Source organism: Rufibacter sediminis (assembly GCF_014269285.1).
In the GTDB taxonomy this organism is placed as follows: Bacteria; Bacteroidota; Bacteroidia; order Cytophagales; family Hymenobacteraceae; genus Nibribacter; species Nibribacter sediminis.
On record NZ_JACOAF010000041.1, the window covers coordinates 286,494 to 310,558 of the forward strand.

Sequence of the window (24,065 nt, forward strand, 5' to 3'; positions counted from 1 at the left end):
GAGAAGGGGTGAAGTCTGACTGGCGCGGTGCGTTTCAGGGCCGTTTTCAGGAAAATGGCCCTGAAATAGATTTCGTAAATCCTCAATAATTTTGGCGAAGCGGAAAGGGGGAGATGCTAAAAAGCCAGGTTTTCTTTCCGCTGACAGCAGGAAAGAAAACTTGGCTTTTCAGGAGAATAATAGCTGGCGGAACTCTATCTGAGACGTACGCCCAGGGAAAGTTGAAAGACGTTGTTGGTATGGTCCAGCCCTTTGTCGCTGTCATCGCGGGTGTCAGAGATGCCCAGGTTGTAGCGGGCCGAGACCTGCAGGTTAGACACGTCATAACCCAAGCCCAGGGCAATGGCTCCGTCGTAGCGGTTGCGGGTATCGGTAATGTCCAGGGAGTTTCGGCCCTGTTTCCGGTGAGCGGCCAGCAAAATGCCAAATTGCGGACCTACCTGCGCGTGCAGTCCGCCGGAGATGGTTCCTTTGAAGATGAGCGGGATGTTGAGGTAGTTGAAGGTATACTCATAGTCCCGGGTATCCACGCCTTGCTGCGAGTACAGCACCTCGGGCTGCAGGGCAAACCGGCTGGAGATAGGCGTGGAAGCGTAACCCCCCACGTGGAAACCAATGCGCGGGTCCAGTTCGGTGCCGGGTATTCTGATGGTGGAGACGTTAAGTCCGCCCTTCAACCCCAGGCTGGTCTGGGCCTCGGCCTCCAGAAAACCACACCATACAAAAGCCACTAAGAATAAGATCTTCTTCATAAAACTGAAAACGTAAGAAATAAAGTAAGAGTGATACGGCAACCAGAAGCGGAAGATATGACCAGGCACTCCGCTTTGGGCTGCAATATCCCTGCAAAGGTATCGGAAGGAACGGTTATTGCGAAAAGAAGCCCGGAGTTCTCCGGTTTTTTACGGCGGAAAGGAACTGAGGCAGGCCGATTGAAACCAACCAACTGGCCCCTAGAGCCGAGGTTCACTAATTATTACCCGCCAGAAATAAAGGTGGTAGAAATTGATGAGGAAATCTAAACCAACTAAAACCCTGCGGATTAACAAACGTTAAAGACAGAAAGCATGATTGGTTAAATGATGTCCTGAACCAGATGTCGTAAAAGCTGAGCCGAATCGCTGACGTTAAAACTTAAATAAAATGGATCTTATGGTCTAGCTTTTTAAGGGATACGACAGTAGTACGCTTGGTCACACAAAGGCGAAAGCCACATCAGAAGTAGAGACGAAGTTATTTAACCAATACAGGGAAGCCTTCTCAAGAGAGAAGGCTTCTCGCGTTTACGTCCTCTCCATTTTAAGCCTCTTTTCCGGAAAATGCCCCTAAAGCAGCATGCCGCTGCCTCGTCTTGAAACGAAACAGCGGCATGTTATTCTTGAAAGGCAGAACCTATTCCTGTACTCTCTGAAAGCGTTTCCCGAACAGAAAATACACCGGAATACCTACGCCCACCAGAATGAGGCCGGGCCAGGAATAGTTGGGTTTGTAGATCAGGAGCACGATGCAGATAAAAGACGCCATGAGAATGTACAGCGCCGGCAGCACCGGGTAACCGATGGCTTTGTACGGCCGGGGCGCATCTGGCATGGTGCGGCGCAGAATGAAGATGCCCGCAATGGTGAGAATGTAAAACAGAAGCACCGCAAAGATCACGTAGTCCAGCAAATCTGAGTAACGACCCGATAAACACAGCACGCAGGCCCACACGCACTGGATTGCCAAGGCGGCGCCGGGCACGCCGTTCTTGTTCAGTTTGGCCATGTTCGGGAAAAACAGGCCGTCTTTGGCCATGGCGTAGTACACCCGCGGGGCAGAAAGAATCACGCCGTTGTTGCAGCCAAAGGTAGAGATCATAATCAGGATGGCGATGGCGATGGTCGCGGGCGCACCGCCAATGACTTCAGCCACGGCCGTTCCCACCCGGTCATTGCTGGCGAACTGAAGCCCGCGGCTCAGGGCGTCTGTCGCGCCCGGGTCTCCCTGCAAAGGCAGAATGGTGAGGTACACCACGTTGATCAGGATGTACAGGATGGTCACCAACGCCGTCCCGATGGCCATGCTCAGCACAATGGTGCGCTTGGGATTCACGATCTCATCGCCGGAGAACCCGATGTTGTTCCAGGAATCTGAGGAGAAAAGCGACCCGATCATGGCCGTGCTGATGCCCACCAACAAGGCCCAACCCGACAGCGTGGTGCGGGTGATGGCCCCGCTTTCCTTGTCCAGCACCACCGACTGCGCATCCCAGAGATTAGAGAAGTTCAGGTCGATGACATCCGGATTGGTGCCCAGAAGCAAGCCGAAGCCCAGCAGCGCAAACAATGCGATCAGCTTGGTACTCCCGAAGATATTCTGAATGATGGTCCCGTTCCTGACGCCTTGCTGGTTGATCAAGGTCAGCAGTACAATGGAGGCGATGGCCAGCAACTGCACCGTGTTGAACTGCAAAAAGCCCAGATCCAGGAGCACGTTCTCTTCCGAAAACCAGGGTGCCAGCACGCCGGTAAACCGCGCAAACGCCACGCCCACCGCCGCAATGGTGCCGCTCTGGATGACCAGGAAAAGTGTCCACCCGTAGAGGAAAGCCACCAGCGGCCCGTAAGACTCCCGCAGGTACACGTATTGCCCGCCCGCGCGGGGCATGAGGCTGGTCAGTTCGCCGTAGCTCAGGGCGCCGGCCAGGGTCATCAGGCCCGTAAGGCCCCACACCAAAAGCAGGTAACCGGTGCTGCCCACCGATCGGCCGATGTCCGCACTGACAATAAAAATACCGGACCCAATCATGGAACCGGCCACCAACATGACGGCATCAAATAATTTGATCTCGCGCTTAAATCCCGTAGAGGTTTCAGACATAGAAACTAGTGACGAAAGAAGATGGAAGCAATTGTGAAGGGAAGGAGGAAGAAATGAGCAGAGACAGGTTCTCCGCTCATTTCCGGTGTGAGTCCTGATTCAGAACTCGGAACTAACTGTCCTGTTTATACTTTGCGCGGCGGCAACTCAAAGGCCACGGCGTTGTGCTCAAAATGACCTTTGTGCGAACCGTCACAGAAAGGCTTGTTCTGGGATAAACCGCAGCGGCAGATAGACACCACTTCGCGGCCCTGTAGGTTGTACTCGTTGCCCTGCGGATCTACTATGATAAACTCGCCTTCAATTTTAAGCGAGCCGTTGTTGTTCACGGTAAGTTTTGTTTTCATGCTGTTTTTAAGAAAATAGGGGTAAAAGGTAAAGAAACGGTGAGGCGGAAGAATCTGTCTGCTCCGGTGCTGTCACCGGAAAACAGGACAGCCTCGATCCAAAGATAGTATTTTTGCCCAAAGCTTTACATTTGGCTTTGGGATTCTGCGCAAAACCTTGTCCGCGCCTGGCAGCTGGAAAGGAGCTTTGACCAATGGTGAAAGGGCGAAAAGAGCGGCAGAACCAGGCTCCAGATTTGCATGCTGCCCAAAATTTTCGGTGTTTTAACCTTGGAGGCAGGGCTGCGTACGTATAAATACGTTAGCTTGTGCGACTTCTAAAGCGTAAAATTTAAGTTATTCTATGAAAAAAAACTTCTTGACCCCTGTGTTGCCCGCCGTTCTGGCGTTAGGCCTGTTAGGATCTTGTGTGTCATCCAAAAAATATGAGGCCGCCTTGGCGGAGAACCGTTCCCTGGTAGTGTTGCAGGACGAACTGACCCGCCAGAAAGCCGAGCTGGAAAGCGAGCGGGCCCGTCTGCAGCAAGACAAAGAGCGCCTAAACCAGGAGAAAGCCGATCTGGCCAGCGAAAAAGCCTCCACCGAGGCTTCCCTCAGAACCAACCTGAACTCCAAAAACCAGCAGGTAGATAAACTCTCCGCCGATCTGCAGGCCCGCGAAGCCCGCCTGGCCGAGATGCAACGCATCTTAGACGAGAAAGACCGCGCCGTGAACAACCTTCGGCAGGTGGTGAGCAAAGCCCTGCTGGGTTTCAAAGCCTCAGACTTAACGGTAGACGTGCGCAACGGGAAAGTATATGTCTCGCTCTCCAACCAGCTGCTGTTCAAGTCCGGCTCTACCAAAGTAGACGCGCAGGGCCAGGAAGCCTTGAAGAAACTGGCCGGAGCCCTGCAGAACCAGCAAGACGTGAACGTGGTGGTAGAAGGCCACACCGATGATGTGCCCGTGGCCAGAGGCACCGCCGGCATGCAGGACAACTGGGACCTGAGCGTGCTGCGCGCCACCGAGATCACCCGTATCCTCACCGAGTCCGGGGTGGCCCCGCAGCGGGTAACGCCATCGGGCCGTTCCAAGTACGTGCCGGTTGACCCCGCCACCACCGCCGATGCCCGCCAGAAAAACCGCCGAACCGAGATCATCCTCACCCCGAAACTGGATGAGCTTTTCCAGATTCTGGAGAAAAACTAAACTGGTGCGGTGCTCTTATAGGCACTAGAAGATTGGCATCAATCCCTTGAAAGGCCCTGCCCGGAGCATCTCCGGCGGGGCCTTCGTTTTTGGGCCGTTTTTGGAAAATCAGCTTAAAAACGCAGCGCCTGCCAGATACGGTGTTCCACCGTTTTGGCGTTGTTCTTGCTATAGAGAAAGCAGGCCTTTCAGGAAAATTTTTACCTTTGATTTGGCATCCGACAAACCCTTTACAAGACAACTATGCAAAAAGGAACGATTCTGGGACTGGTTCTGGGCGTGACAACCGTGTTCTCCTCCCCGGCCTGGGCGCAGGAAACCGAGAAGAAGGAAACCCTACCCGCCACAGAAACCCAGGAGTCTGCCGTAGAGCAGGACCTGCGGAGCTTCAAGGAATGGGTGAAGCTTCAGTCTGACAAAGTTTCCACTACCACCCGCGCCGAGTGGCCAACTATTAAGAGCGACTTCGCGCGGCAGGCCAATAAGATTGAGAGCAGCTTTCAGGGCCTCTCTGAAACTTCCAAGCGCGATTTTCTGGAGCTGAAAACCAGGTTCCAGGAACTGGAGGCCAGGCCCATGGCCGATGAGGTACCGCTTCAGGCCGAGGAAGTGCGGCTGCGCGAAAAAGAACTGTTGGGCTCCTTCGGGAATGTGCAGAACATCAGCGCCATCCACATGCGCGAAGCCTACATCCGGTTTATGCAGAACGTGCGCGTGAAACGCCAGAACTGGACCTCCCGCGACTGGGACTACGCCCAGTACATCCTCCAGAACCTGGGCAAGCGCAAAGCAGCCGTGGAAGACGAGCTTACTCCCTTAGACGAACTTAAGATCCGGACCCTGATTGGCGAATTCCATACCCTGCGTTCTGGTCAGGAGTTCAAGGAGCAGAAGAAAGCCAAGAAGCAGTAACCACCGGCACCAGGAAACCAGCTTCCCGGTTGCGGTTCTCCCATTATACACCGAGGCCGTTTAGGGCCAGTTTTTGAAAAACTGGCCCTAAACGGCCTCGGTGGTTTTAAGCAGTAAACCCGATTACAGGCTGTCTTTCAGCACCTGGTTCTGGGTGGTGTTGGAGTTGGAGTTGTTGGATTCTCCCCGGGTTTCAGAATTGCCCACGCGGGTTTGCGTTTTCTCGGTGGCCGCGGCCCCGGTGGTGTCATCGGTAGGCGCATTCACAATGCTGCTGTTATTATTGGGGTTGCTGGAATTCTGCGCCGCGTCTGTTCCCGCCGAGTTGGTGTTTCCGCCGGTCTGGGAATCACAGGCCACAAAACTGGTGCTACCAGCCACGGCCAATATCATGAGTAGTTTTTTCATAGTGTAGGTGTTTTTAAGCTCTGTTTCACATACTCTAAACTGGCAAAGCCGCAAAAAAGTTATGGGGCTCCTATGGGCCGAGGATCGCATCAGAAAACACCAGTGAAAAAGGCCTAAAGCAGGATCTAAAAACAAAGGCAGGAGCTAAGTGTTCAAACCTGTTTTCGGCCTTCTTTCCTGAAAACGGGCCTGAAACGGCAGGGGCGGCAACACAGGGCCAGGGAAGAAAATATAGGTCGCAGCGCGGCGGTAATTCAGCTTTCTACTGACGGCACTTCCTGTAAAATTCCATAGCTTTACCGGAGGATGCTTCTGGCTGAACCAGTACAGGCTTCCTTTTAGATCATCTGACCTCTTGAACGTAGACATGACTTCTGTACGTGTTGTAGTGGCCTCCCTGCTTCTGGCTTGCGGGGCCTCCTCCCCCTCCCTCGCGCAAGCGCCTAAAAAGCCAGACGCCGCCGATATCAGGCTGGCGCTGGATAAACTCAACGTGCTGGGCAGCGTTCTGTACTTTGCGGCCCACCCCGATGACGAGAATACCCGCCTGATTGCCTACCTGGCCAACGAACGCAAACTTCGGACCGGCTACCTGTCCCTCACCCGTGGCGATGGCGGCCAGAACCTCATTGGCTCAGAGATCAGGGAAGAGCTGGGCATCATCCGGACGCAGGAACTACTGCAAGCCCGCCGGGTAGACGGCGGCGAACAGTTTTTCAGCCGGGCCAACGACTTCGGGTTTTCCAAAAATCCCGCCGAAACGTTCACCATCTGGAACAAAGAGCAAGTGCTGGCCGATGCCGTCTGGACCATCCGGAAATTCCGGCCCGATGTCATCATCACCCGTTTCTCGCCGGAGCCCAGCGGCACCCACGGCCACCACACCGCCTCGGCCATGATCGCGGTGGAAGCCTTTGATGCCGCCGCCGATCCCAAGCGTTTCCCCGAGCAGCTGAAAACCGTGGAGCCCTGGCAAGCCAAACGCCTGCTCTGGAACACCTCCTCGTTTTTCTACAGCCAGAACCAGAAATTTGACACCTCAGACAAACTGGTGCTGGATGCGGGTGTCTACAACCCCTTGCTGGGAAGGTCCTACAACGAAATTGCCGCCCAGAGCCGCAGCATGCACAAAAGCCAGGGTTTCGGGAGCAGCGGAACCCGAGGCGAGGCCGTGGAATATTTCGAGTTCCTGAAAGGCGCGCCCGCCAAGACCGATGTGCTGGAAGGCGTGTCTACGTCCTGGAGCCGGGTGCCCGGCAGCAAAGACGTGGCCCAGCTGTTAGGCGAAGCGTTGAAGTCGTATAATCCGGCTAATCCGGCCGCGTCTGTGCCCGTTTTGTTGAAAGCCCACGCGGCGCTAACCAAATTGCCGGCCTCTTACTGGAAAACGGTGAAGCAGCAGGAACTGCAGGAGGTACTCAAAGCCTGCCTGGGCCTGTATCTGGAAGCGTCGTCGGTGAGGGACTATTCGGTTTCGCCGGGTGAGCAGGTGGCGTTGTCGCTGGAGGCCGTGAACCGTTCTGCCGTTCCGGTGACCCTCACCAAAGTAGAGTACCTGTTCGCTCATCAGGATACCACGTTGCAGCAGAAACTGGAGATGAACAAGCCGTTGTTTCTCAAGACTTCTAAAACGGTTCCGGCGGCCATGCCTTATTCTCAGCCCTACTGGTTGCAGGTGCCCGGTTCCGTCGGCATGTTCCGGGTAGATGATCCGGCCTTGATTGGTCTGGCCCAGAACCCCGCCGCGGCGCAGGTAAACCTCCATCTGACGGTGCAGGGGCAACCGTTCACCTTTGCCGTGCCGGTGGTGTACAAGCGCACCGATCCCGTGGAGGGCGAGCAGTACCGTCCGTTTGAGATTGCGCCGCCGGTTTTCGTGAACATCACCGAGAAAGTCTACGTCTTCGCCGATGCCCAACCCAAACCCGTGACCGTGCGGGTGCGCGCTGGAAAAGACCAGGTAGAGGGCCAAGTCTCATTGCGTCTGCCGGAAGGCTGGCGTTCTGAACCGGCCAATCATTCCATCAAACTAAGCCAGAAAGACGAGGAGCAGACGTTTACGTTCCAGGTGTACCCGGGGGCAGCTCAGACGGAGAGCGCCATCAGCGCGGTGGTCACCTCCAAGGGCAAAACGTATTCCCAAAGCCTCAGAACCATCCAGTACGCGCACATTCCTACCCAAACCCTTTTCCCCGAGGCCGTAGCCAAAGCGGTGAAACTGGACCTGAAGCGGAAAGGGCAGGTGATTGGCTACCTGATGGGAGCCGGTGATGAAGTACCCGCAAGTTTGCAGCAGATTGGCTACGCCGTGGAGCAGTTACGCGTAGAGAACCTGTCGGCGGCGGCCTTGCAGAAATACGATGCCGTGGTGGTGGGCGTGCGGGCGTACAATACCATGGAACGCCTCAAATTTCAGCAGCCTCAGCTTCTGCAGTATGTGCAGAATGGCGGAACGCTGGTGGTGCAGTACAATGTGAGCAACGGATTGGTCACTCCCAACCTGGGGCCTTACGCCCTGAAGCTGTCCAACGACCGCGTGACGGTGGAGGATTCTGACGTGCGGTTCCTGAAACCCAATCATCCGGTCCTGAATACCCCTAACAAGATCACCGAGCAGGATTTCCGGGGATGGGTGCAGGAACGTGGATTGTATTTTCCCAATCAGTGGGCCCCGGAGTACGAGGCCATCCTTTCTGCCAATGACCCGGGAGAATCGCCCAAAGACAGTGGTTTGCTGGTGGCCAAGTACGGCAAAGGCTACTATGTGTATACCGGGTATTCGTTTTTCAGGGAATTACCGGCCGGCGTGCCCGGCGCATATCGGTTGTTCGTGAACATGCTTTCGTTAGGGAAATAGCGTTTCAGGGCTGATTTTCTAAAATCGGCCCCAAAACGGAGATTCGTACCAGTAATCCTTGCCAGATGAACTACCAGTTTTATGCGGATGGATCAAATCATTCTTAGGTAAGACCGTTCATCAATAAGAAGCAAGAACCACCTAAACGCTACACCGGGCAGATGTGCCCTCCACCTCATCCCAGACACCATGACCAAAGGAGATATAGACCCGCCGCCCTTCTTTAAGAGTTGGACCTCCATGTACTGGTTGGTGCTGGGCGTGCTGGCGGTCCTAATCCTGTTGTTTTACCTCATTACCGAAGCCTACAAATGAGCGGATTGGATTGGGGAGTGCTGGTAGGCACCATTGCGTTCATAGTGCTGTACGGCGTCTGGAAAACCCGCAAGGCGCAGCACATGTCCGGGTACCTGCGGGCCGATAACACCGAGCGCTGGTGGATGATGGGGCTTTCCATCATGGCGACCCAGGCCAGCGCCATCACGTTTCTCTCCACCCCTGGGCAGGCCTTTGATGATGGCATGCGCTTCATCCAGTTCTACTTCGGGTTACCTTTGGCCATGGTGGTGCTGTCCATCACGGCCATTCCCATTTATTACCGGCTCAAAGTCTTTACCGCCTATGAGTACCTGGAGACCCGGTTCAATCTGAAGACCCGTTCTTTGGCGGCGCTTTTGTTTCTGCTGCAGCGGGGGCTTTCCACGGGAATCACCATTTACGCCCCGGCCATCATCCTGTCCGCTATTCTGGGCTGGAACCTGACCGCTACAATCCTTTTCATTGGGGTGGTGGTGACGTTTTACACGGTGGTGGGCGGCACCAAAGCCGTAAGCCAGACCCAGCGCCTGCAGATGGCGGTGATGTTGGGCGGCATGCTGGCGGCGGCCATTGTGGTGGTGCGGCTATTGCCGGAAAACGTGGGTTTCTCGGAAGCCATGGCGGTGGCCGGCACGGCGGGCAAACTGAATTTGGTAGACCTGAGCTTTAACCCCAATGACCGCTACAACCTCTGGTCGGGCCTGATTGGCGGCTTCTTTCTGTCCTTGTCTTACTTCGGGACCGATCAATCACAGGTGGGGCGTTACCTGGGCGGCGAGACCATCGCCCAAAGCCGGTTGGGCCTCCTGATGAACGGGCTGGTAAAGGTGCCCATGCAGTTTCTGATTCTCCTGGTGGGCGTACTGGTGTTCGTGTTTTACCAGTTCTACGCGCCACCGCTCTACTTCAATCAACAACAGGCCGCCAATGTACTGGCATCCTCTGCGGCTCCGGCCTGGCAGAAACTGGAATCAGAAAGTCAGGTGGCGTTTCAGGAGAAGAAAGCCGCGACGCTGGCCCTGGTGCAGGCGCATCAGACCCAGGATCAAGCGGGGAAAGACCAGGCCGCCCTCAAAATGCAACAGGCCGAAGAGAAAAGGAAAGACCTCCGAAGTCAGGCCCAGGAGTTGGTGAAAACCTATAATCAGGATACTGACCTGAAAGACACCGATTATGTGTTCCTCACGTTTGTGACCCAGCAATTGCCCCGCGGTTTGGTTGGGCTGCTGCTGGCGGTGGTATTGTGCGCGGCCATGGGCAGTACGGCCTCCGCCTTTAACTCGCTGGCTTCTACCTCGGTGGTGGATGTCTACAAACGCTCGCTGCGGCGCAACGCCTCTGATGAACATTATGTGCGTGCTTCCAGGTGGCTGACGGTAGGGTGGGGAGCAGTTTCCATTTTCTTTGCCCTTTTCGCCTCCCAGCTCGAAAACCTCATTCAGGCGGTCAACATTCTAGGCTCGCTTTTTTACGGGACCGTGCTGGGAATCTTTATCGCCGCCTTCTACTTTAAGCGACTGGCCGGAAATGCGGTGTTTTGGGCCGCCCTGCTTACGCAGTTGCTCATCTTCCTGCTATACTACTACACTGCTATTGCGTATCTCTGGTACAACCTGATTGGAACAGTGCTGGTAGTGGGCTTTGCTTATCTGTTGCAGCCGATGCTGCCCAAGCAGAGGCTGCCTTCACCGGCTCCCTGATTTTTCTTTTTTACCGTTAGCTATGAATCCGTCTTTCCTGACCTTGCAGCACATCATCCAGAGCCGCAGAACCACCAAACCGCCCCGGATGAACGGCCGGTACATCCCCGATGACCAAATGAAGGAGTTGCTCTCACTCGCGGACTGGGCGCCCACGCACGGCCACACCGAGCCTTGGCGGTTTGTGGTGTATGCCCGGGAGAAGGTGAACGATTTCTGCCGCACCCATGCCGAGCTTTACCGGTCGCATACCTCGCCCGACAAGTTCCTGGAGATGAAGTACGAGAAGCTGTTGCACATGGGAGACCACGCCTCGCACGTGATCGTGGCCTACATGCAGCGCGGCGAATTGCCCAAGATCCCGGCGCTGGAAGAAATTGCCGCCACTTCCTGCGCCATTCAGAACCTGTTGCTAGGCGCTACCGCCCTGGGTATTTCCAGTTACTGGGGCTCGGGCGGAATGGCCTACCATCCGGTCATGAAGGAACTGCTGCAGCTTCGCGAGGAAGATACCGTGCTGGGCATTCTGTACCTGGGGTATGCTGACACGCCGGAACCAACGGGGAAACGCATAACGCCGCTGGAAGAGAAAGTGCGCTGGATGTAACACCACCAGAAAACCGCTTGCATAGAAACACAGAACCCCGCTGCAGAAGCTTCCGCAGCGGGGTTCTGTTTTGAGGCCGTTTTTAGAAAAGTAGCCCTAAAGTATTATTTCTTGTTTTTAATCTCGGCCAGAAGCTTCTCGTTCAGCGCCACGTAGTCGGCGTTGTTTTCTTTCTTGGCTAGTTCAATGGACTTCTGGGCAGTGGTAGTGGCGCCTTTGAAATCGTTTAACTTGGCTTGCATTTTGGCTTGTTGGTGCAGCGTCCAGAACTTAGGTTCTTTCTCGTTGGCCATTTTCATCCAGGTCAGGGCCTGCTTCATGTCTTTGTTGTTATCGGCGTAGTAAGACGCAGCCGTCGCATATAAAGCCGGGGGAACGTTGGTGCCGTTGATCACTTTCTCCTTGATCTGGGCCATAACTTTGGAATCCACATCGGTGGTGATTTTTACGGGAACAATGGTGTTTTCCCACATGATCTGCATCACGCCGCCGTTGTTGGTCAGGTCGCTGAACCCGATGGTGAAGGTCTCTATCTTCTGTGCGGATTTCTCAGGGGTTACTTTGAACCGCACAGCGTCTTCCTCGGTCTTGTAATCGTTGCCGCCGTCTCCCCAGTGCTTGGTGTTCTTGTGGATGATGATGGTCCATTCCTTTTCACCCGGAATGGTGTACAGCGCGTACTGACCCGCCGGCACCTTGTTGCCCTCCAGCATCACTTCATCAGAGAACGTCAGTTTAGTAGAGGCGTTGGCCCCGGTGCGCCACAGTCTTCCGTAAGGAGCCAGATCCCCGAAGATTTTCCGGCCTTTCGTGCTGGGGCGGGAGTAGTCTACGGTGATGTCAGTTAAACCAACCGTTTGTTTCAAGGTGGCAGCCGGACTTGCCGCCGGGGTCTTGATCTGGGCAACGGCCGCATTGCCGAAAAGGAACATAGCCAGGGCAAATGCCCACACCAGATTCATGTGTACTATCTTTTTCATGTCTTAGGGTTTTAGCAGGAATAAATATGCCTGTAATATTAGCGAAAAGCTGGCAGTATGCCTAAAGCCGGGGTGGTGGAAAAGGGCATATCTAAGTTAGTGGCAAAGGCAAAGAACTCACATAGACCTTTGCAGGAATCATGTTTATGACATCATTGCATGTAGCTTAGTTTTGATGTCATATCTGTTAGCTTAAACCTGATACTTTGCCAATTTAATAATAGGATGCAAGTGTGTTAGAATTAAACTTCCTTTTCAGAAGAATAGCCTGAGGCCAGTTATCTATTTTCTTAGGTAGATACATGTAAATTTAAAAAGTCTCTTATGTTTGGTTAATTGATTGATTATTAGTAGCTTAAAAGGTGGTATAGGTGGTGATTTTCTTATAAAGTTGGCGAATGACTAGTCAAGCCTAGGGCAGGCCTCTTGTAATATAATTTCGATCTCTTATCTTATGTAAATGTTACACACCAATTAACAAACTATTAAAACAAACCAAATGAAAAAACTTTTACTCTTGTTCTTGTTTTTGCTCAATGTGCTAAGTTTTAGCACGATGGCGCAAAATAGAACCATCACCGGGAGGGTTACTTCGGCGGCTGATGGTTCGGCGCTTCCTGGCGTGAGCGTGGTGGTGAAGGGCACCACCATCGGCGCGAGCACGGATGTAGAGGGCCGGTATCAAATCAGTGTGACTGGTTCGCCTACCTTGGTTTTCACGTTCATCGGGTTTACTCCCCGGGAAGAAGCGGTAGGTACCAGATCTACCGTGGACGTCCGGTTGGCAGTGGACACCAAAACCATTGAAGAGGTGGTGGTGGTGGGCTATGGTAGCCAGGAAAAACGGGAGGTAACTGGTTCCATTGCTTCCATCAAAGCGGAGGATATCCAGAATACGCCTACCCCCAGTTTTGAGAATGCCTTGCAGGGAAGAACTGCTGGGGTGCTTGTTGAACAGCAGAATGGTAAAGTTGGCCAAGGCATCAAAGTGCGGGTGCGCGGATCTTCTTCCGTAAGTGCCGGTAACGAACCCTTGTATGTGTTGGATGGGGTGCCATTGACCACCAGTGTTCCAAATGCAAATGGTGCGCCCACCAATCCTTTGGCAGACTTGAACCCGAATGACATTGCTTCTATTGAGGTATTGAAAGATGCAGCTGCCGCGGCAATCTATGGCTCAAGAGCGGCAAATGGGGTAGTGCTGATCACTACGAAAAGAGGAAATTCCGGAGACACTAAAATCAACGTGAGTTATTTCACTGGTTTTAGCAAACCAACCCGTAAACGTGAATTCCTGAATTCTGCTGAATATGTAGAACTCTTTAGAGAGGCTGCTGCTAACTCAGAAGAGCGGTATGGTTCTGACTATGGGCCGGCGTTCTTAGAAACTCGTTTACGGCGCTATGCTGCCGGAGCCACAGACCCATTGACTTATGATACTGACTGGCAAGATGAGGTATTCCAAGACGCCTCAGTCAATCAGATGGACGTGAGTGTTGCCGGTGGTACGGAGAAAACCAGATTCTTTACGGGGCTTTCTTATAGCAATCAGGAAGGAATCCTGATTGAGAACCGGTTTGAGAAAATGAGTGGCCGTTTGAACCTGGACCATCAAGCAACAGAAAGGCTTTCTGTGGGTATGAACTTTAGTTTAACCCGTACCAAGAACTATCGTCTGAGCAATGACAACGCCTTCAGTACGCCAATGCAGATTGTAGCGTTGCCGCCTATCACCCCGGCTATTGACCCTAGAACGAAGCTAGTCAGTGGTGTCCTTGATCCCGCTACCGGTCGTCCTAACACGAACTACCCGCTGTACTACAACCCCTTGCTCAATGCTATTGATGCAGACTTCCTGACGACGGTATACCGTAATTTCACCAACGTCTATGCCAGCTATAAGATCTTCAATGGCTTGACCTTTCGGTCTGAATTTGGCCTGGATTTGTTAAACCAGAACGAAAACGCTTACTACGGTAGATTAACTGCCAGAAATACGGGTACGCCTAACGGTACCGGAATTAGTGCCATTTCCCAGATTGCTAATTACAATACCAACAACTTCTTCAACTATAACACCAACATTGCGGATGTTCATTCTATAGATGTGGTGCTGGGTATGAGCTATCAGGAATCTAACCAGACTACGAATTATGTGGAAGGGCAACAGTTCCCAAGTAATGCTTACCGGACAATTGCCAGTGCGGCTGACATTACTGAAGGTTCTTCCTCTGGAACAGACTATTCGTTTCTGTCTTACTTCACCAGAGTGAACTACAAGTTCAGAGACAGATACTTACTGGGTTTAAGCGGCCGTGTTGATGGTTCTTCCCGTTTCGGGAATGATAGCAAATACGGCTTTTTCCCTGCAGCCTCTCTGGGCTGGATTCTTAGTGAGGAGTCTTTCCTGGCAAACTCAAACCTTATTAACTACCTGAAACTAAGAGGTAGCTATGGTATCACTGGTAACGCTGAAATCCCTAACGCGGCCTCTTTGGGCTTGTACTCAGGAGATGCCGGTTACGGTGGAACTCCAGGGCAAAGACCAACCCAGATTGAGAACCCAGACTTGAAGTGGGAAGAAACGGCTCAGCTGGATTTTGGTTTGGAATACGGCTTCTGGAACGGCAGACTTTCAGGGGAGATTGATTATTATATCAAGAAAACAGATGACCTGTTGCTAAACGTGAACGTTCCAGGCACCAGTGGTTACAGAACTCAGTTGAAAAACGTGGGTAAACTGGAGAACAAAGGATTTGAGTTCAGCTTGAACTCAGACAATTTGGTGGGTGATTTCAAATGGTCTACTAACTTCAACTACTCCAGAAACCGCAACAAGATCACTGACCTGCAAGGTCAAATCATTGAAGGTGGCTACCTGAACCGTGCAGTGGAAGGACAGCCTATTGGCGTGTTCTTCGGGGTGGAATATGCTGGTGTTGACCCCGCTAACGGTGACGCCATTTACTATTTGAATACCCTGAATCCAGATGGTAGCAGGAACAGAGAAACCACCAGTGACTACAGCTCTGCCGAAAGAGTGGTTATCGGTAATCCCAATCCAGACTATACCCTTGGCTTGACGAATAACTTCTCCTTTAAAGGCTTTGATTTGAGTGTTCTCTTCCAGGGAGTAGTAGGCAATGAAATCTACAATGGTGCAGGAAGTTACATGAGTGCCAGTGCTAGCTGGTTTGATAACCAAACCAGAGACCAGTTGAGAAGATGGCAAAAACCTAATGATATCACAGACGTGCCAAGAGCATACCTGGGATACGCCAACGGAACAGATCCGTCCTCACGCTACATTTCTGATGGTTCCTATGTGCGATTGAAAAACCTGACGGTGGGTTACACTTTGCCAACCTCCTTCACCCAGAAATTTCACTTAGATAAGGTGCGGATTTATGCCATTGGCTTGAACCTGTTGACCTTTACTGATTATGAAGGTTGGGATCCAGAAGTAAACACTGACTACCTAGCTGGTAACATCTCTCAGGGAAACGATTTCTATGGTGCCCCTCAGGCCAAAACCTTCACTTTCGGGATTAACATCGGTTTCTAAGCAGAAGCACTGAAACACGTAAAAGAACATGTCATGAAAAGAAAAAATATAAAAGCATACGTTGTCATCTTGGGTTTTGCCAGCCTTCTGTTTAGCTGCAATGACCAACTAGACATTGATCCGCAGCAGTCAGTAGAGACTGGGCAGGCACTAGCCACCTCTTCTGACGTAGAGGCAGCCCTGGTGGGAGCATATGATGCTGCCGGAGACGCTGATGTCTATGGTGGAGACATTCAGTTTTTATCAGACTTATTGGCTAATAATGGTGATATAGCCTTCGTGGGCACTTTCGCTCAGCCAGGTCAGGTGTATGATAAAGTGATTTTGGAGAACAACTCCTTTATTGCCAATACTTGGTTAGATAGCTACCGCGTCATAAACATCGCAAACAGTGTGCTGGCTAATATAAGTAAAGTGGATGAGGCGAAGAAAGCCAGGGTAGAAGGAGAAGCTAAGTTCTTAAGAGGATCCATCTATTTTGAACTGATCAAGTTGTACGGCAAGGCTTGGGTGGATGGAAATCCAGCTACCAACCCCGGGGTTCCTTTGGTTCTGGAGCCTACCAATATCATCAATGAGGCTTCTTTTGTCAGCAGGAACTCCGTTGCTGAGATTTATGCACAAATTTTGAAAGACTTGACCGAAGCAGAAGCTTTATTGCCTCCTACCAACGGTTTCTTCGCCACTAAGGGGGCCGCCGCCGGCATGTTATCCCGGGTGTTCTTACAACAGGAAAAGTTCTTGGATGCAGGTGACGCCGCAGACCGGGTAATTAAGTCAGGTAGATACAGACTTACTGATACGTATGCGCAGGCGTTCAATAACACTGGCAATAGTTCTGAAGACATCTTCGCTATTCAGGTAACCTCACAGGATGGTATTAACGAGTTAAACACTTATTACTCCCAACTTCAGCGTGGTGATGTTGAAATTCAGGATAAACTGATCAATCAGTACGAAGCTGGAGATGAACGGCTCGGTATCTATGAGGACGAATACACCAATAAGTTTGATGAGCAGTTCGCTGTTGTTCCAGTTCTGCGCCTTGCTGAAATGTATCTTACCCGTGCAGAAGCTAGCTTGAGAACTGGTACCAACATTGGTGGTGTTAGCGCCGTCGCCGACATCAATACCATTAGAGAGCGTGCTGGCTTAGAACCCGTGACTACAGTAACGTTGCCACAAGTATTGCAGGAGCGGAAACTTGAACTCATTTTTGAAGGACAGCTTCTCCATGACATCAAACGTACCAAAGGTGCAGTGGGTACTTTCCCTTACAATGCGAACAATTTAGTGTTCCCTGTTCCTCAGCGCGAGAGAGATGCAAACCCAAATCTAACTCAGAACCCCGGATACTTAGGAGGCTAATTTGATTTATCATTAAAAGAAAAGGGGAGGCTATAGCCTCCCCTTTTCTTTTAATGATATTCAGTTCCTGGTTGCCAATGAGTCAATGTTGTCTGAACCTTATTTCTTTTCTAAAACCCAGGTCTAGTTATTTTAAGTATGAGGTTTTTTTTTTACATAGCTTTTCTAAAAAGCTATAATTTTCCTGCCTTACGGCAAGAGCAACGAGCTGTCTCCGTAGCTCAGGAAACGGTAGCCGTTAGCCAGGGCGTGCCGGTACACCTTTTGCCAGGAAGGACCAATCAAAGCCGAAACTAAGAGCAACAAGGTGCTTTGCGGTTGATGGAAGTTGGTGACCAGACCAGTGCAGATCTTAAACTGATAACCGGGGGCAATGAGAATGCGCGTGGTGGCGTGTAAATGGGTTAACCGGCGGCTGTCCAGGTGGTAGAGGACTGCTTCCAGGGCCTCTTGTACCGAAAGCGTGGTGCGTACCTCATACGGGAACCATTGGGGCACCAGCAGTTCCTCACTTTCACCGGGAAGAATGCCCAGGGAAAGACCGGTTCCCAGCCAGTATAAGCTTTCCAGCGTGCGCATGGAGGTAGTCCCCACGGCGATGACGGGGTGCGGACCATGGTACAGCAACTGCTCCACAAAAGCCCGGCTCACGGATAGCTGCTCGCCGTGCATGTAGTGGTATTCCATCAACTCTGCTTTCACCGGCTTAAAAGTCCCGGCCCCCACGTGCAGGGTCACAAAGGCCTGTTGATGACCTCTAGCGTTGATCTGTTCCAGAACCTCCGGCGTAAAGTGTAAACCGGCCGTGGGGGCCGCTACCGCGCCTGCTTCTGAGGCATACACGGTTTGGTAGCGATCCTGGTCGGCTTCCTCTACATCTCGGTTCATGTAAGGAGGCAAGGGAAGAAGACCGGCCATGTCCAGTATCTCGGCAAAGGTGCGGTGACCGGGCGACCAGGTGAAGTGAATGGCAAATCCTTCCTCGGCGGGTGCCAGGCGTTCAGCCCAGAGGGAACCGTCAGAAGGGAAGGGGCCCAAGGGCATTTCCAGGCGGCCATCGCGCCAGCGTTTGTTGTTTCCTACCAGACACTTCCACACTACGGAGTACGTCTGTTGCATGGCTTGCTGCACTTCCCGCACCGGCTCCAGGGGCTCCAGGCAGAATAACTCAATCATGCCGCCGGTTGGCTTCTGGAAACGCAGCCGCGCCTGCACTACTTTGGTATCGTTAAAAACCAGGAGCGAATTGAACGGCAAAGCCGCGGGAAGGTCTTTGAACTGGGCATCAGCGATGCGGCCATTCCGGTACAGCAGGAGCTTAGACTGGTCCCGGTTCTCCAAAGGGAACTGAGCAATCCGGTCCTCGGGTAACGTGTAGGTGAAATCAGTGATGGAAAGTTGGCGCGGATGAGGTGTTGGCATGTAGGTCAATCACAATAAAAAACAAAGGTATGAAGCCGAGGCTAGCAACAATAATTATAACGTATTTTCATGCTCCTCAACTGAAGTTCTGAGGAAACAAATCATAAGAAAATGTGGCTTTTTAGGAGCGTATACGATTTTCCAGAGGAGTGGCAGAGTTGGAGGTGCTTTTCGGCGGAGGAGGCGAGCGTTTTGGAAGCGAAACCAGCGTGACACGGAAAGATCGAATCAGAACCAAGTTACTCCAGGAAACTTGAAAGGGGGGAAGTTCAGCCTTCAGAACATCGGGAAACCTGAATAGTTGACAGGCTGCGTTTTAAGTCTGTTTTCTGAAAACCGGCCTCTAAACTGGAAGCTGGGCTGTTTCAGGTTACCGGATGAATGGGGGCGATGTCCTCGTCCTGCTCCAGGTCACTTAGTTCCAGTTCCAGGGCTTTTACGGAGATCTGGATTTCCCAGAGCGATAAGGCCATGGAGACCATCAGTAAGACCAGGCTTACCCCAAACACAATCTTACCGGCTGTTTGTAAGCCGGCGTAGAGCATGAACATGCACAAAACGCAGGAAAACATGCTGGCAATCCCGAAGGCCTGCATGTTGCGGATGAGGACCAGCCGGAGCCGGAGGTTCTGGATCTGGCCGTAGACCAGATGACTGTGGCTAGTTTTGTAGATGGGTTTTAAATCCCTGATCAGTTTCGCTAAGGACAGGAACCGGTTGGTAAACGCCAGCAGCAGCAGAGAGAGCGCCGGAAACAGCAGGGCAGGAGTGGTGAGCGTTATTTCCATGGCAGCACGTACGCGGCGGCAGATAAGCTGACGAAGCTATTCTTCCGGGGTGTCATCTTCCTCAGACTGAAACTCCAGGTCCTCCGCAATCTCCAGGGCGCTGGCAATAAGATCATCGGTTTCCTCTTTGGAAGAAGCATTCAGGGTCTCCTCAAACAGGGCCAGGATGTGTTCCGCATCGGCATTCACAAACAGATCGGTGTAGAGTTCTTCAAACAGATGGCTCTGGTTCTGGATCACCTTGTCAATGCCCTGCACATTGGTGGCCTGGAGGGCCTCCTGCAGCAGATCCCGCACTTGGGCGCTTTCTTCGTCCCCGCCCAGATCGGTGAGCAACTGTAATAACGAGATGCCCAATCCCAACCGCAGGCGCTCAAACCTGAAACTCACTTCCTCCTGGCTTTTCCGGCCCGGACGTGCTTCCTGGAGCGCCGTCTCCAGCTCACGGTACAAAGGAGTGATTTCGGTCTTGAGGGGGGCTGGCTCCAAGCCAAACACCTGCTCCAGTAATTGTTGGTAAAGAGAATCGCTCATGGACAGCTACTAAAATATAAAAATCAACAAGAGGTTTCAGACCTGAAAAATATAGGTACTGAACCGGCGGCAAGTTAGGAAAAGAACCAATGCGTTTACGGGCTATTTTTCTAAAAACCACCCCAAAACGGAGAGCAAAGCCTTAGAGGGCTGCACCGGCGTACCAAAACAGGTCTACCGCTTTGGTTACGCAAACAGGGCAGAGGCAGTTCCTGCCGCAAAACGGAATGCAATCCTGACCAGTCAAATCTTACCAAAACAAAGCAGCGGTCGCGGCATTTAGCTTGTGCTTTAGTATGAAAATTTAGAGATAAAGAATCATTTGGAAGGGTTTACTTTCCTGCGGATTTTAGTTAACTTACTAAGACTGAATAAACCACGTATGGGGGCCGCGCTGCTGAAGACTTTATTCCCGGGTTTCTGGATCTTTGTGCTTTTCTGCGCAATGATAGGAGCTCCCATGGCGCTGCTGGGGCAGGAATTGTCTCTGGAAGACGATGGCTTGAAGTTTCTCTACAACCGCAAACGCGCCAGAATTCCTTTTACGCTGGTGCACAACCTCATCATCATTCCCATCAAGATCAATAATTCCAGTCCGCTCAATTTTGTGGTGGACACCGGGGTAGACAGAACCCTGCTCCTGGAAATAGGACAATTTGATACCATCACCTTGAACAATGTGGAGAAGCTTTTCCTACGCGGCCTGGGGAGCGGCGAGGGCATCAAGGCGATGTTGTCCTCGGGGAACAGCATCAATTTCTCAGGGGTGGAATCCAAGAACCAGAAGGTGTTGCTCTTGGAGCAGAATATTTTCAATCTCTCCTCGCGGGTAGGCATGGAGGTGCACGGGATCATCGGGTACCCTCTGTTCAAGGATTTCGTGGTGGAGATTGATTATGAGAGCAAGGTCATGACGCTGTACAAGCCTGGCACGTATCCCCGCAAAAAAGCCCTGAAGAGTTCGGTCATCCCCTTGGAGATTGAAGCCTCCAAGCCGTACGTGCAGGTGCAGGCAAACTTCCCGGACGGCAAAAAGCACTCGCTGCGGCTGGTGGTGGACAGCGGGATGAGTACGTCCATGCTGCTGTACCCGCCTACCATCCCCGAGGTCAAAATCCCGGACAAACGCATTGAAGCCTACCTGGGCCGAGGGCTGAACGGCGACATTCATGGGGAGATTGCGCGTCTGGAAACCATTGAGATTGGGCAATTCACCCTAAAGAAGCCGCCCGCCTGTTTCCCGGATTCCATTTCCATTAGGCACGCGCTGGGCCTCAACAACCGGAACGGCAACCTGGGCGCCGATGTGCTGCAGCGGTTCAAGGTGGTGTTTGATTACGCCAACTCCAGAATGCTCCTGCAGCCCAGCCGCAAATACAAAATGCCGTTTTACTACAACCTAAGCGGCTTAGAACTGCTCAGTCCTATTCCCGGCTTCAACTTCTACACCATTGCCCAGGTAATGCCCAATTCACCAGCCCAGCGGGCCGGCCTGGAACCCGGCGACGCCATTCTCAGCATCAACGGCGTGGAGTGCATTGACCAAACCTTGGGCGAGATACTGGAGATGTTTCAGAAGTACCCCAAGCGCCGGTTACAGTTGAAAGTAAGCCGCGAGCTGAAATCCTTTAATACCACCATCCACTTGCAGGACCTGATCTAAGTTTTTGTGTTTCGGGCCGATTTTCAGCAAAACCGGCCCGAAACGCAATAGCTATTTTGGATTCACGAACTGGTACACAGCGGAGAAGTCTTCCTGCGCCAAGCCGGCTTGCTTGGCCTGCGCGAAAAGCTCTTTGACGGTGGCCAGCGTAGGTAGTGCGATGCCTTGCTCATACGCGGTCACCCCAGCCAGGTGCAGATCTTTGTGCATCCATTCCAGCGGAAACTCGGCGGAGAAATCCCGGGAGAGCAGCTTGTTTTCCTTCAGTTTGAGGAAAGGCGCCCCACCCGGACCGTTCAGCAGGGTTTGACACAGCATTTCTTCGGTGATGCCCAGCGAAGTACCCAGGCGCAAGGCCTCCGAGAAAGCCGCCATGATCTGCCCGAAGAGCATGTTATTCACCATTTTCATGCTGGCGCCCTGCCCGTGCGCGCCAATGTGCAGCACCGCTTTGCCCATGGTATCCAGCAACGGTCGCACCTCGTCCACATCCTTGGACTCGCCGCCTACCAGAAACACCAGCTGCCCCGTCTCGGCGGGAACAAGCGAGCCGGAAACCGGAGCGTCTAGAAACCGATGCCCCATCTTATGGGCGGCCTGGGCCATCCGGAGGCTGAAGGAAGGGTTCACCGTGCTGGCATCTACCCAGAGGGAGTTGCCGGGCAGTTCTTTTAGGAAACCGTGTTGGCCCAGCGCCGCTTCCTCCACCGCTTCCGGCGTAGCCAACATGGTGAATACCACCCGGCATTGCTTGCCAACTTCCTCCGGGGTTTTGGCCAGAATGGCGCCGCTGTTGACCAAAGCCTCGGCCTTCTCGGGAGTGCGGTTGTGCACCACCAGCGTGTGGCCGGCTTTCTGCAGATTGGCGGCCATGCGGCTGCCCATGATGCCCAATCCTATAAATCCTACGTTCATGTGTTTCTCTTTAAAGTATGCACGAATGTAAGGATGTACGCACCGGCCACGCAAGGGGTGCCCTGGCATTCCTGTTTTAGGGCCGTTTTGCTTAAAACAGCCTTAAAACAGAAGTGAAGCCTGCTTCGGGAATTTGGGAAGGAGGTACGCGCCGGCCATACAAGTGGTGCTGCTTCCTACTCGTTTCGGGCCTGTTTTGCTGAAAACGGGCCCGAAACAGAACTTAAACTTCTTTGGGGAATTGGAAGGTGAACGTGGTGCCTTCGCCCGGCACCGAGGAAACCGACAAGTCGATGCCGTGGAAAGTGGCGATGGTTTTCACGATGGTCAGGCCCAAGCCGTGGCTTTCGCCGTCTGGGGCATGCAGGCGCTTGAACCGGCTGAAGATGTGCGGCAGTTGCTCTTCCTGAATGCCCACGCCGGTATCTTTCACGGTCAGTTCATAACCAGCGGCAACTGGTTGCCCTCTGAGGCAGATGCTTCCCTCGGGTTTGTTGTATTTGATGGCGTTGTTTACCACGTTGAAGAGCATGGTGAACAGCAGCGACTGATTTCCGGCCAACGTGTACTCTCCCGTAACGTCCACCTTCAGCTCTACTTCGCGGGCCTCGGCGCGCTCCTTTATTTCCTCGGCCACCTCCTCTGCCAGCTGCGGAATATCCACGGCCTCGTTGCGCACGTATTGCTCGTTCTCGATGCGGGAGATGAGCAGGAGCGCCTGGATGATGTTCTTGAGCCGGTGCAGCGTCCGGAGGTTGTCTACCAGTTTCTCCAGCATGCTTTCGGGCGTGTCCGGGTCGGAGAGCAGGTTCTCCAGCCGGGTCTGGAGAATGGAAACCGGCGTCAGCAGCTCATGCGACACATTCCCGATAAACTCTTTTTCTTTCTGAAACGCCTCTTGAATCTGCCCCATCATGGCATTGATGGTATTGTTGAGGTACAGGAAGTCTGAGGTGGACGTCTTGATCTTCTGCGGCGTAAACGTGCTGGGGTGCTCCACCCGCTGCAGGCGTTTGATGATGAGCGTGAGGGGCCGTAGCAGCACTTTGCTGAAGGCCAGATCGGTGAACACGGTCAGGAGCACCACCGCCGCCAAAAAATACAACGCGTAGGTTTGCAGCGTTTTGCTGTTGTTGTGGATGGTAGCCAGCGAGCGGCCGATCTCCAGCAGGTACCGTTTGCCGCCCAGGTCAAACGTGGACGACAGCACCCGGTAGTTCACCACCTGATTGTCTACCTTGCGCAGGCTGTTCTCAATGCTGTTGATGACCTTGCCTGAGGAGATCTCTTCCAGGGAGATAAACTCCTCCCGGAAGAGGTTGTAGCTCCCGTACGCGCCAGATTCGCTCGTCAGGAAAGACTCAATGCCTTGTTCCTCGATGATCTGGTACATCTTGTCTTCCTTCTGCATCAGGCGCGCATCGGCGTTGATAAGCGCCACCTTGTTGACCAACCACGGAAGCCCGGCCACCAAAAGCAGCAGGATGATGATCTTAGAGGCCGCACTGAAAAGGGCTAATTTAGACTGAAGCCGCATGGGTGGTAATGTGCTAATTGGTAAATGTGCTGATGTGCTGATTTTAAATCACTACCACATTTTAATATAATTAACCAGAAAGATAGTGATGAAATA

The 24,065-nt window shown here is 52.7% G+C and carries 19 protein-coding genes; 9 read left to right on the forward strand and 10 right to left on the reverse strand.

Annotated features, from left to right (window positions below; translation table 11 throughout):
* Window positions 1–194 precede the first annotated feature (194 nt).
* The 3 genes from H7U12_RS17320 to H7U12_RS17330 form a co-directional block, all read right to left on the reverse strand.
* Complete coding sequence (locus H7U12_RS17320; RefSeq protein ID WP_186640346.1) at window positions 195–752, reverse strand: porin family protein; 558 nt, start codon at window positions 750–752, stop codon at window positions 195–197.
* Window positions 753–1,392: 640 nt separating this feature from the next.
* Complete coding sequence (locus tag H7U12_RS17325) at window positions 1,393–2,859, reverse strand: APC family permease (RefSeq protein WP_186640348.1); 1,467 nt, start codon at window positions 2,857–2,859, stop codon at window positions 1,393–1,395.
* 125 nt (window positions 2,860–2,984) lie between these two features.
* Window positions 2,985–3,206 (reverse strand): CDGSH iron-sulfur domain-containing protein, encoded by a 222-nt coding sequence (locus H7U12_RS17330; RefSeq protein WP_062542310.1) that lies wholly within the window; start codon window positions 3,204–3,206, stop codon window positions 2,985–2,987.
* 409 nt (window positions 3,207–3,615) lie between these two features.
* Here H7U12_RS17330 and H7U12_RS17335 point away from each other — a divergent pair, with 409 nt between their 5' ends.
* Both H7U12_RS17335 and H7U12_RS17340 read left to right on the forward strand, forming a co-directional pair.
* Window positions 3,616–4,395: an OmpA family protein gene (locus tag H7U12_RS17335; protein ID WP_317170789.1), complete on the forward strand. Its 780-nt coding sequence runs from the start codon at window positions 3,616–3,618 to the stop codon at window positions 4,393–4,395.
* A 243-nt stretch (window positions 4,396–4,638) separates the two neighbouring features.
* Window positions 4,639–5,307 carry a hypothetical protein gene (locus H7U12_RS17340; RefSeq protein ID WP_186640352.1) on the forward strand — a complete coding sequence of 223 codons (669 nt, stop codon included), beginning with the start codon at window positions 4,639–4,641 and terminating at the stop codon, window positions 5,305–5,307.
* A 123-nt stretch (window positions 5,308–5,430) separates the two neighbouring features.
* Here the strand turns inward: H7U12_RS17340 and H7U12_RS17345 are convergent, their stop codons facing one another.
* Window positions 5,431–5,715: a hypothetical protein gene (locus tag H7U12_RS17345; RefSeq protein ID WP_186640354.1), complete on the reverse strand. Its 285-nt coding sequence runs from the start codon at window positions 5,713–5,715 to the stop codon at window positions 5,431–5,433.
* Between the two features lie 367 nt (window positions 5,716–6,082).
* On the opposite strand from H7U12_RS17345, the gene H7U12_RS17350 reads away from it, so the two are divergent.
* The 4 genes from H7U12_RS17350 to H7U12_RS17360 all read left to right on the forward strand — a co-directional run bounded on the left by H7U12_RS17350 (window position 6,083) and on the right by H7U12_RS17360 (window position 11,197).
* Window positions 6,083–8,572, forward strand: a complete 2,490-nt coding sequence (locus tag H7U12_RS17350; protein ID WP_186640356.1) for a PIG-L family deacetylase — start codon at window positions 6,083–6,085, stop codon at window positions 8,570–8,572.
* A gap of 189 nt (window positions 8,573–8,761) precedes the next feature.
* Window positions 8,762–8,887 (forward strand): hypothetical protein, encoded by a 126-nt coding sequence (locus H7U12_RS22815; protein ID WP_255897151.1) that lies wholly within the window; start codon window positions 8,762–8,764, stop codon window positions 8,885–8,887.
* Window positions 8,884–10,590: a sodium:solute symporter gene (locus tag H7U12_RS17355; RefSeq protein WP_186640358.1), complete on the forward strand. Its 1,707-nt coding sequence runs from the start codon at window positions 8,884–8,886 to the stop codon at window positions 10,588–10,590. The genes H7U12_RS22815 and H7U12_RS17355 overlap by 4 nt, the downstream gene beginning before the upstream one ends.
* A 22-nt stretch (window positions 10,591–10,612) precedes the next feature.
* Window positions 10,613–11,197, forward strand: coding sequence for a nitroreductase family protein (locus tag H7U12_RS17360; RefSeq protein WP_186640360.1), 585 nt, complete (start codon window positions 10,613–10,615; stop codon window positions 11,195–11,197).
* Between the two features lie 104 nt (window positions 11,198–11,301).
* Here H7U12_RS17360 and H7U12_RS17365 read toward each other — a convergent pair whose 3' ends face one another.
* Complete coding sequence (locus H7U12_RS17365) at window positions 11,302–12,177, reverse strand: DUF2911 domain-containing protein (RefSeq protein WP_186640362.1); 876 nt, start codon at window positions 12,175–12,177, stop codon at window positions 11,302–11,304.
* Window positions 12,178–12,733: 556 nt separating this feature from the next.
* On the opposite strand from H7U12_RS17365, the gene H7U12_RS17370 reads away from it, so the two are divergent.
* The gene (locus tag H7U12_RS17370; protein ID WP_317170790.1) at window positions 12,734–15,742 is read left to right on the forward strand and encodes a SusC/RagA family TonB-linked outer membrane protein; all 3,009 of its coding nucleotides are present in this window, start codon (window positions 12,734–12,736) and stop codon (window positions 15,740–15,742) included.
* 33 nt (window positions 15,743–15,775) lie between these two features.
* On the forward strand, window positions 15,776–17,110 hold the full coding sequence (locus H7U12_RS17375) for a RagB/SusD family nutrient uptake outer membrane protein (RefSeq protein WP_186640366.1): 1,335 nt from the start codon (window positions 15,776–15,778) through the stop codon (window positions 17,108–17,110).
* Between the two features lie 189 nt (window positions 17,111–17,299).
* On the opposite strand, the gene H7U12_RS17380 is transcribed toward H7U12_RS17375, so the two are convergent.
* From H7U12_RS17380 to H7U12_RS17390, 3 genes are all read right to left on the reverse strand, one after another.
* Window positions 17,300–18,532 carry an S-adenosylmethionine:tRNA ribosyltransferase-isomerase gene (locus tag H7U12_RS17380; RefSeq protein ID WP_186640368.1) on the reverse strand — a complete coding sequence of 411 codons (1,233 nt, stop codon included), beginning with the start codon at window positions 18,530–18,532 and terminating at the stop codon, window positions 17,300–17,302.
* 365 nt (window positions 18,533–18,897) lie between these two features.
* Window positions 18,898–19,320, reverse strand: coding sequence for a DUF2721 domain-containing protein (locus tag H7U12_RS17385; RefSeq protein ID WP_186640370.1), 423 nt, complete (start codon window positions 19,318–19,320; stop codon window positions 18,898–18,900).
* Window positions 19,321–19,356: 36 nt separating this feature from the next.
* Window positions 19,357–19,854, reverse strand: coding sequence for a hypothetical protein (locus H7U12_RS17390; protein ID WP_186640372.1), 498 nt, complete (start codon window positions 19,852–19,854; stop codon window positions 19,357–19,359).
* Between the two features lie 382 nt (window positions 19,855–20,236).
* On the opposite strand from H7U12_RS17390, the gene H7U12_RS17395 reads away from it, so the two are divergent.
* Window positions 20,237–21,517 (forward strand): aspartyl protease family protein, encoded by a 1,281-nt coding sequence (locus tag H7U12_RS17395; RefSeq protein WP_186640374.1) that lies wholly within the window; start codon window positions 20,237–20,239, stop codon window positions 21,515–21,517.
* Window positions 21,518–21,568: 51 nt separating this feature from the next.
* Here H7U12_RS17395 and H7U12_RS17400 read toward each other — a convergent pair whose 3' ends face one another.
* Together H7U12_RS17400 and H7U12_RS17405 are read right to left on the reverse strand one after the other, a co-directional pair.
* A complete protein-coding gene (locus H7U12_RS17400; protein ID WP_186640376.1) occupies window positions 21,569–22,432 on the reverse strand; it encodes an NAD(P)-dependent oxidoreductase in 864 nt (287 codons plus the stop codon).
* A gap of 223 nt (window positions 22,433–22,655) precedes the next feature.
* Window positions 22,656–23,969, reverse strand: coding sequence for a sensor histidine kinase (locus H7U12_RS17405; RefSeq protein ID WP_186640378.1), 1,314 nt, complete (start codon window positions 23,967–23,969; stop codon window positions 22,656–22,658).
* Between the last annotated feature and the right edge of the window lie 96 nt (window positions 23,970–24,065).

Excerpts from the sequence above, each read along its gene's own strand:
- H7U12_RS17320 (WP_186640346.1), bottom strand. The coding sequence starts at position 752 with ATGAAGAAGATCTTATTCTTAGTGGCTTTTGTATGGTGTGGTTTTCTG.
- H7U12_RS17325 (WP_186640348.1), bottom strand. The coding sequence starts at position 2,859 with ATGTCTGAAACCTCTACGGGATTTAAGCGCGAGATCAAATTATTTGAT.
- H7U12_RS17330 (WP_062542310.1), bottom strand. The coding sequence starts at position 3,206 with ATGAAAACAAAACTTACCGTGAACAACAACGGCTCGCTTAAAATTGAA.
- H7U12_RS17340 (WP_186640352.1), top strand. The coding sequence starts at position 4,639 with ATGCAAAAAGGAACGATTCTGGGACTGGTTCTGGGCGTGACAACCGTG.
- H7U12_RS17345 (WP_186640354.1), bottom strand. The coding sequence starts at position 5,715 with ATGAAAAAACTACTCATGATATTGGCCGTGGCTGGTAGCACCAGTTTT.
- H7U12_RS17350 (WP_186640356.1), top strand. The coding sequence starts at position 6,083 with ATGACTTCTGTACGTGTTGTAGTGGCCTCCCTGCTTCTGGCTTGCGGG.
- H7U12_RS22815 (WP_255897151.1), top strand. The coding sequence starts at position 8,762 with ATGACCAAAGGAGATATAGACCCGCCGCCCTTCTTTAAGAGTTGGACC.
- H7U12_RS17355 (WP_186640358.1), top strand. The coding sequence starts at position 8,884 with ATGAGCGGATTGGATTGGGGAGTGCTGGTAGGCACCATTGCGTTCATA.
- H7U12_RS17360 (WP_186640360.1), top strand. The coding sequence starts at position 10,613 with ATGAATCCGTCTTTCCTGACCTTGCAGCACATCATCCAGAGCCGCAGA.
- H7U12_RS17365 (WP_186640362.1), bottom strand. The coding sequence starts at position 12,177 with ATGAAAAAGATAGTACACATGAATCTGGTGTGGGCATTTGCCCTGGCT.
- H7U12_RS17370 (WP_317170790.1), top strand. The coding sequence starts at position 12,734 with ATGGCGCAAAATAGAACCATCACCGGGAGGGTTACTTCGGCGGCTGAT.
- H7U12_RS17375 (WP_186640366.1), top strand. The coding sequence starts at position 15,776 with ATGAAAAGAAAAAATATAAAAGCATACGTTGTCATCTTGGGTTTTGCC.
- H7U12_RS17380 (WP_186640368.1), bottom strand. The coding sequence starts at position 18,532 with ATGCCAACACCTCATCCGCGCCAACTTTCCATCACTGATTTCACCTAC.
- H7U12_RS17385 (WP_186640370.1), bottom strand. The coding sequence starts at position 19,320 with ATGGAAATAACGCTCACCACTCCTGCCCTGCTGTTTCCGGCGCTCTCT.
- H7U12_RS17390 (WP_186640372.1), bottom strand. The coding sequence starts at position 19,854 with ATGAGCGATTCTCTTTACCAACAATTACTGGAGCAGGTGTTTGGCTTG.
- H7U12_RS17395 (WP_186640374.1), top strand. The coding sequence starts at position 20,237 with ATGGGGGCCGCGCTGCTGAAGACTTTATTCCCGGGTTTCTGGATCTTT.
- H7U12_RS17400 (WP_186640376.1), bottom strand. The coding sequence starts at position 22,432 with ATGAACGTAGGATTTATAGGATTGGGCATCATGGGCAGCCGCATGGCC.
- H7U12_RS17405 (WP_186640378.1), bottom strand. The coding sequence starts at position 23,969 with ATGCGGCTTCAGTCTAAATTAGCCCTTTTCAGTGCGGCCTCTAAGATC.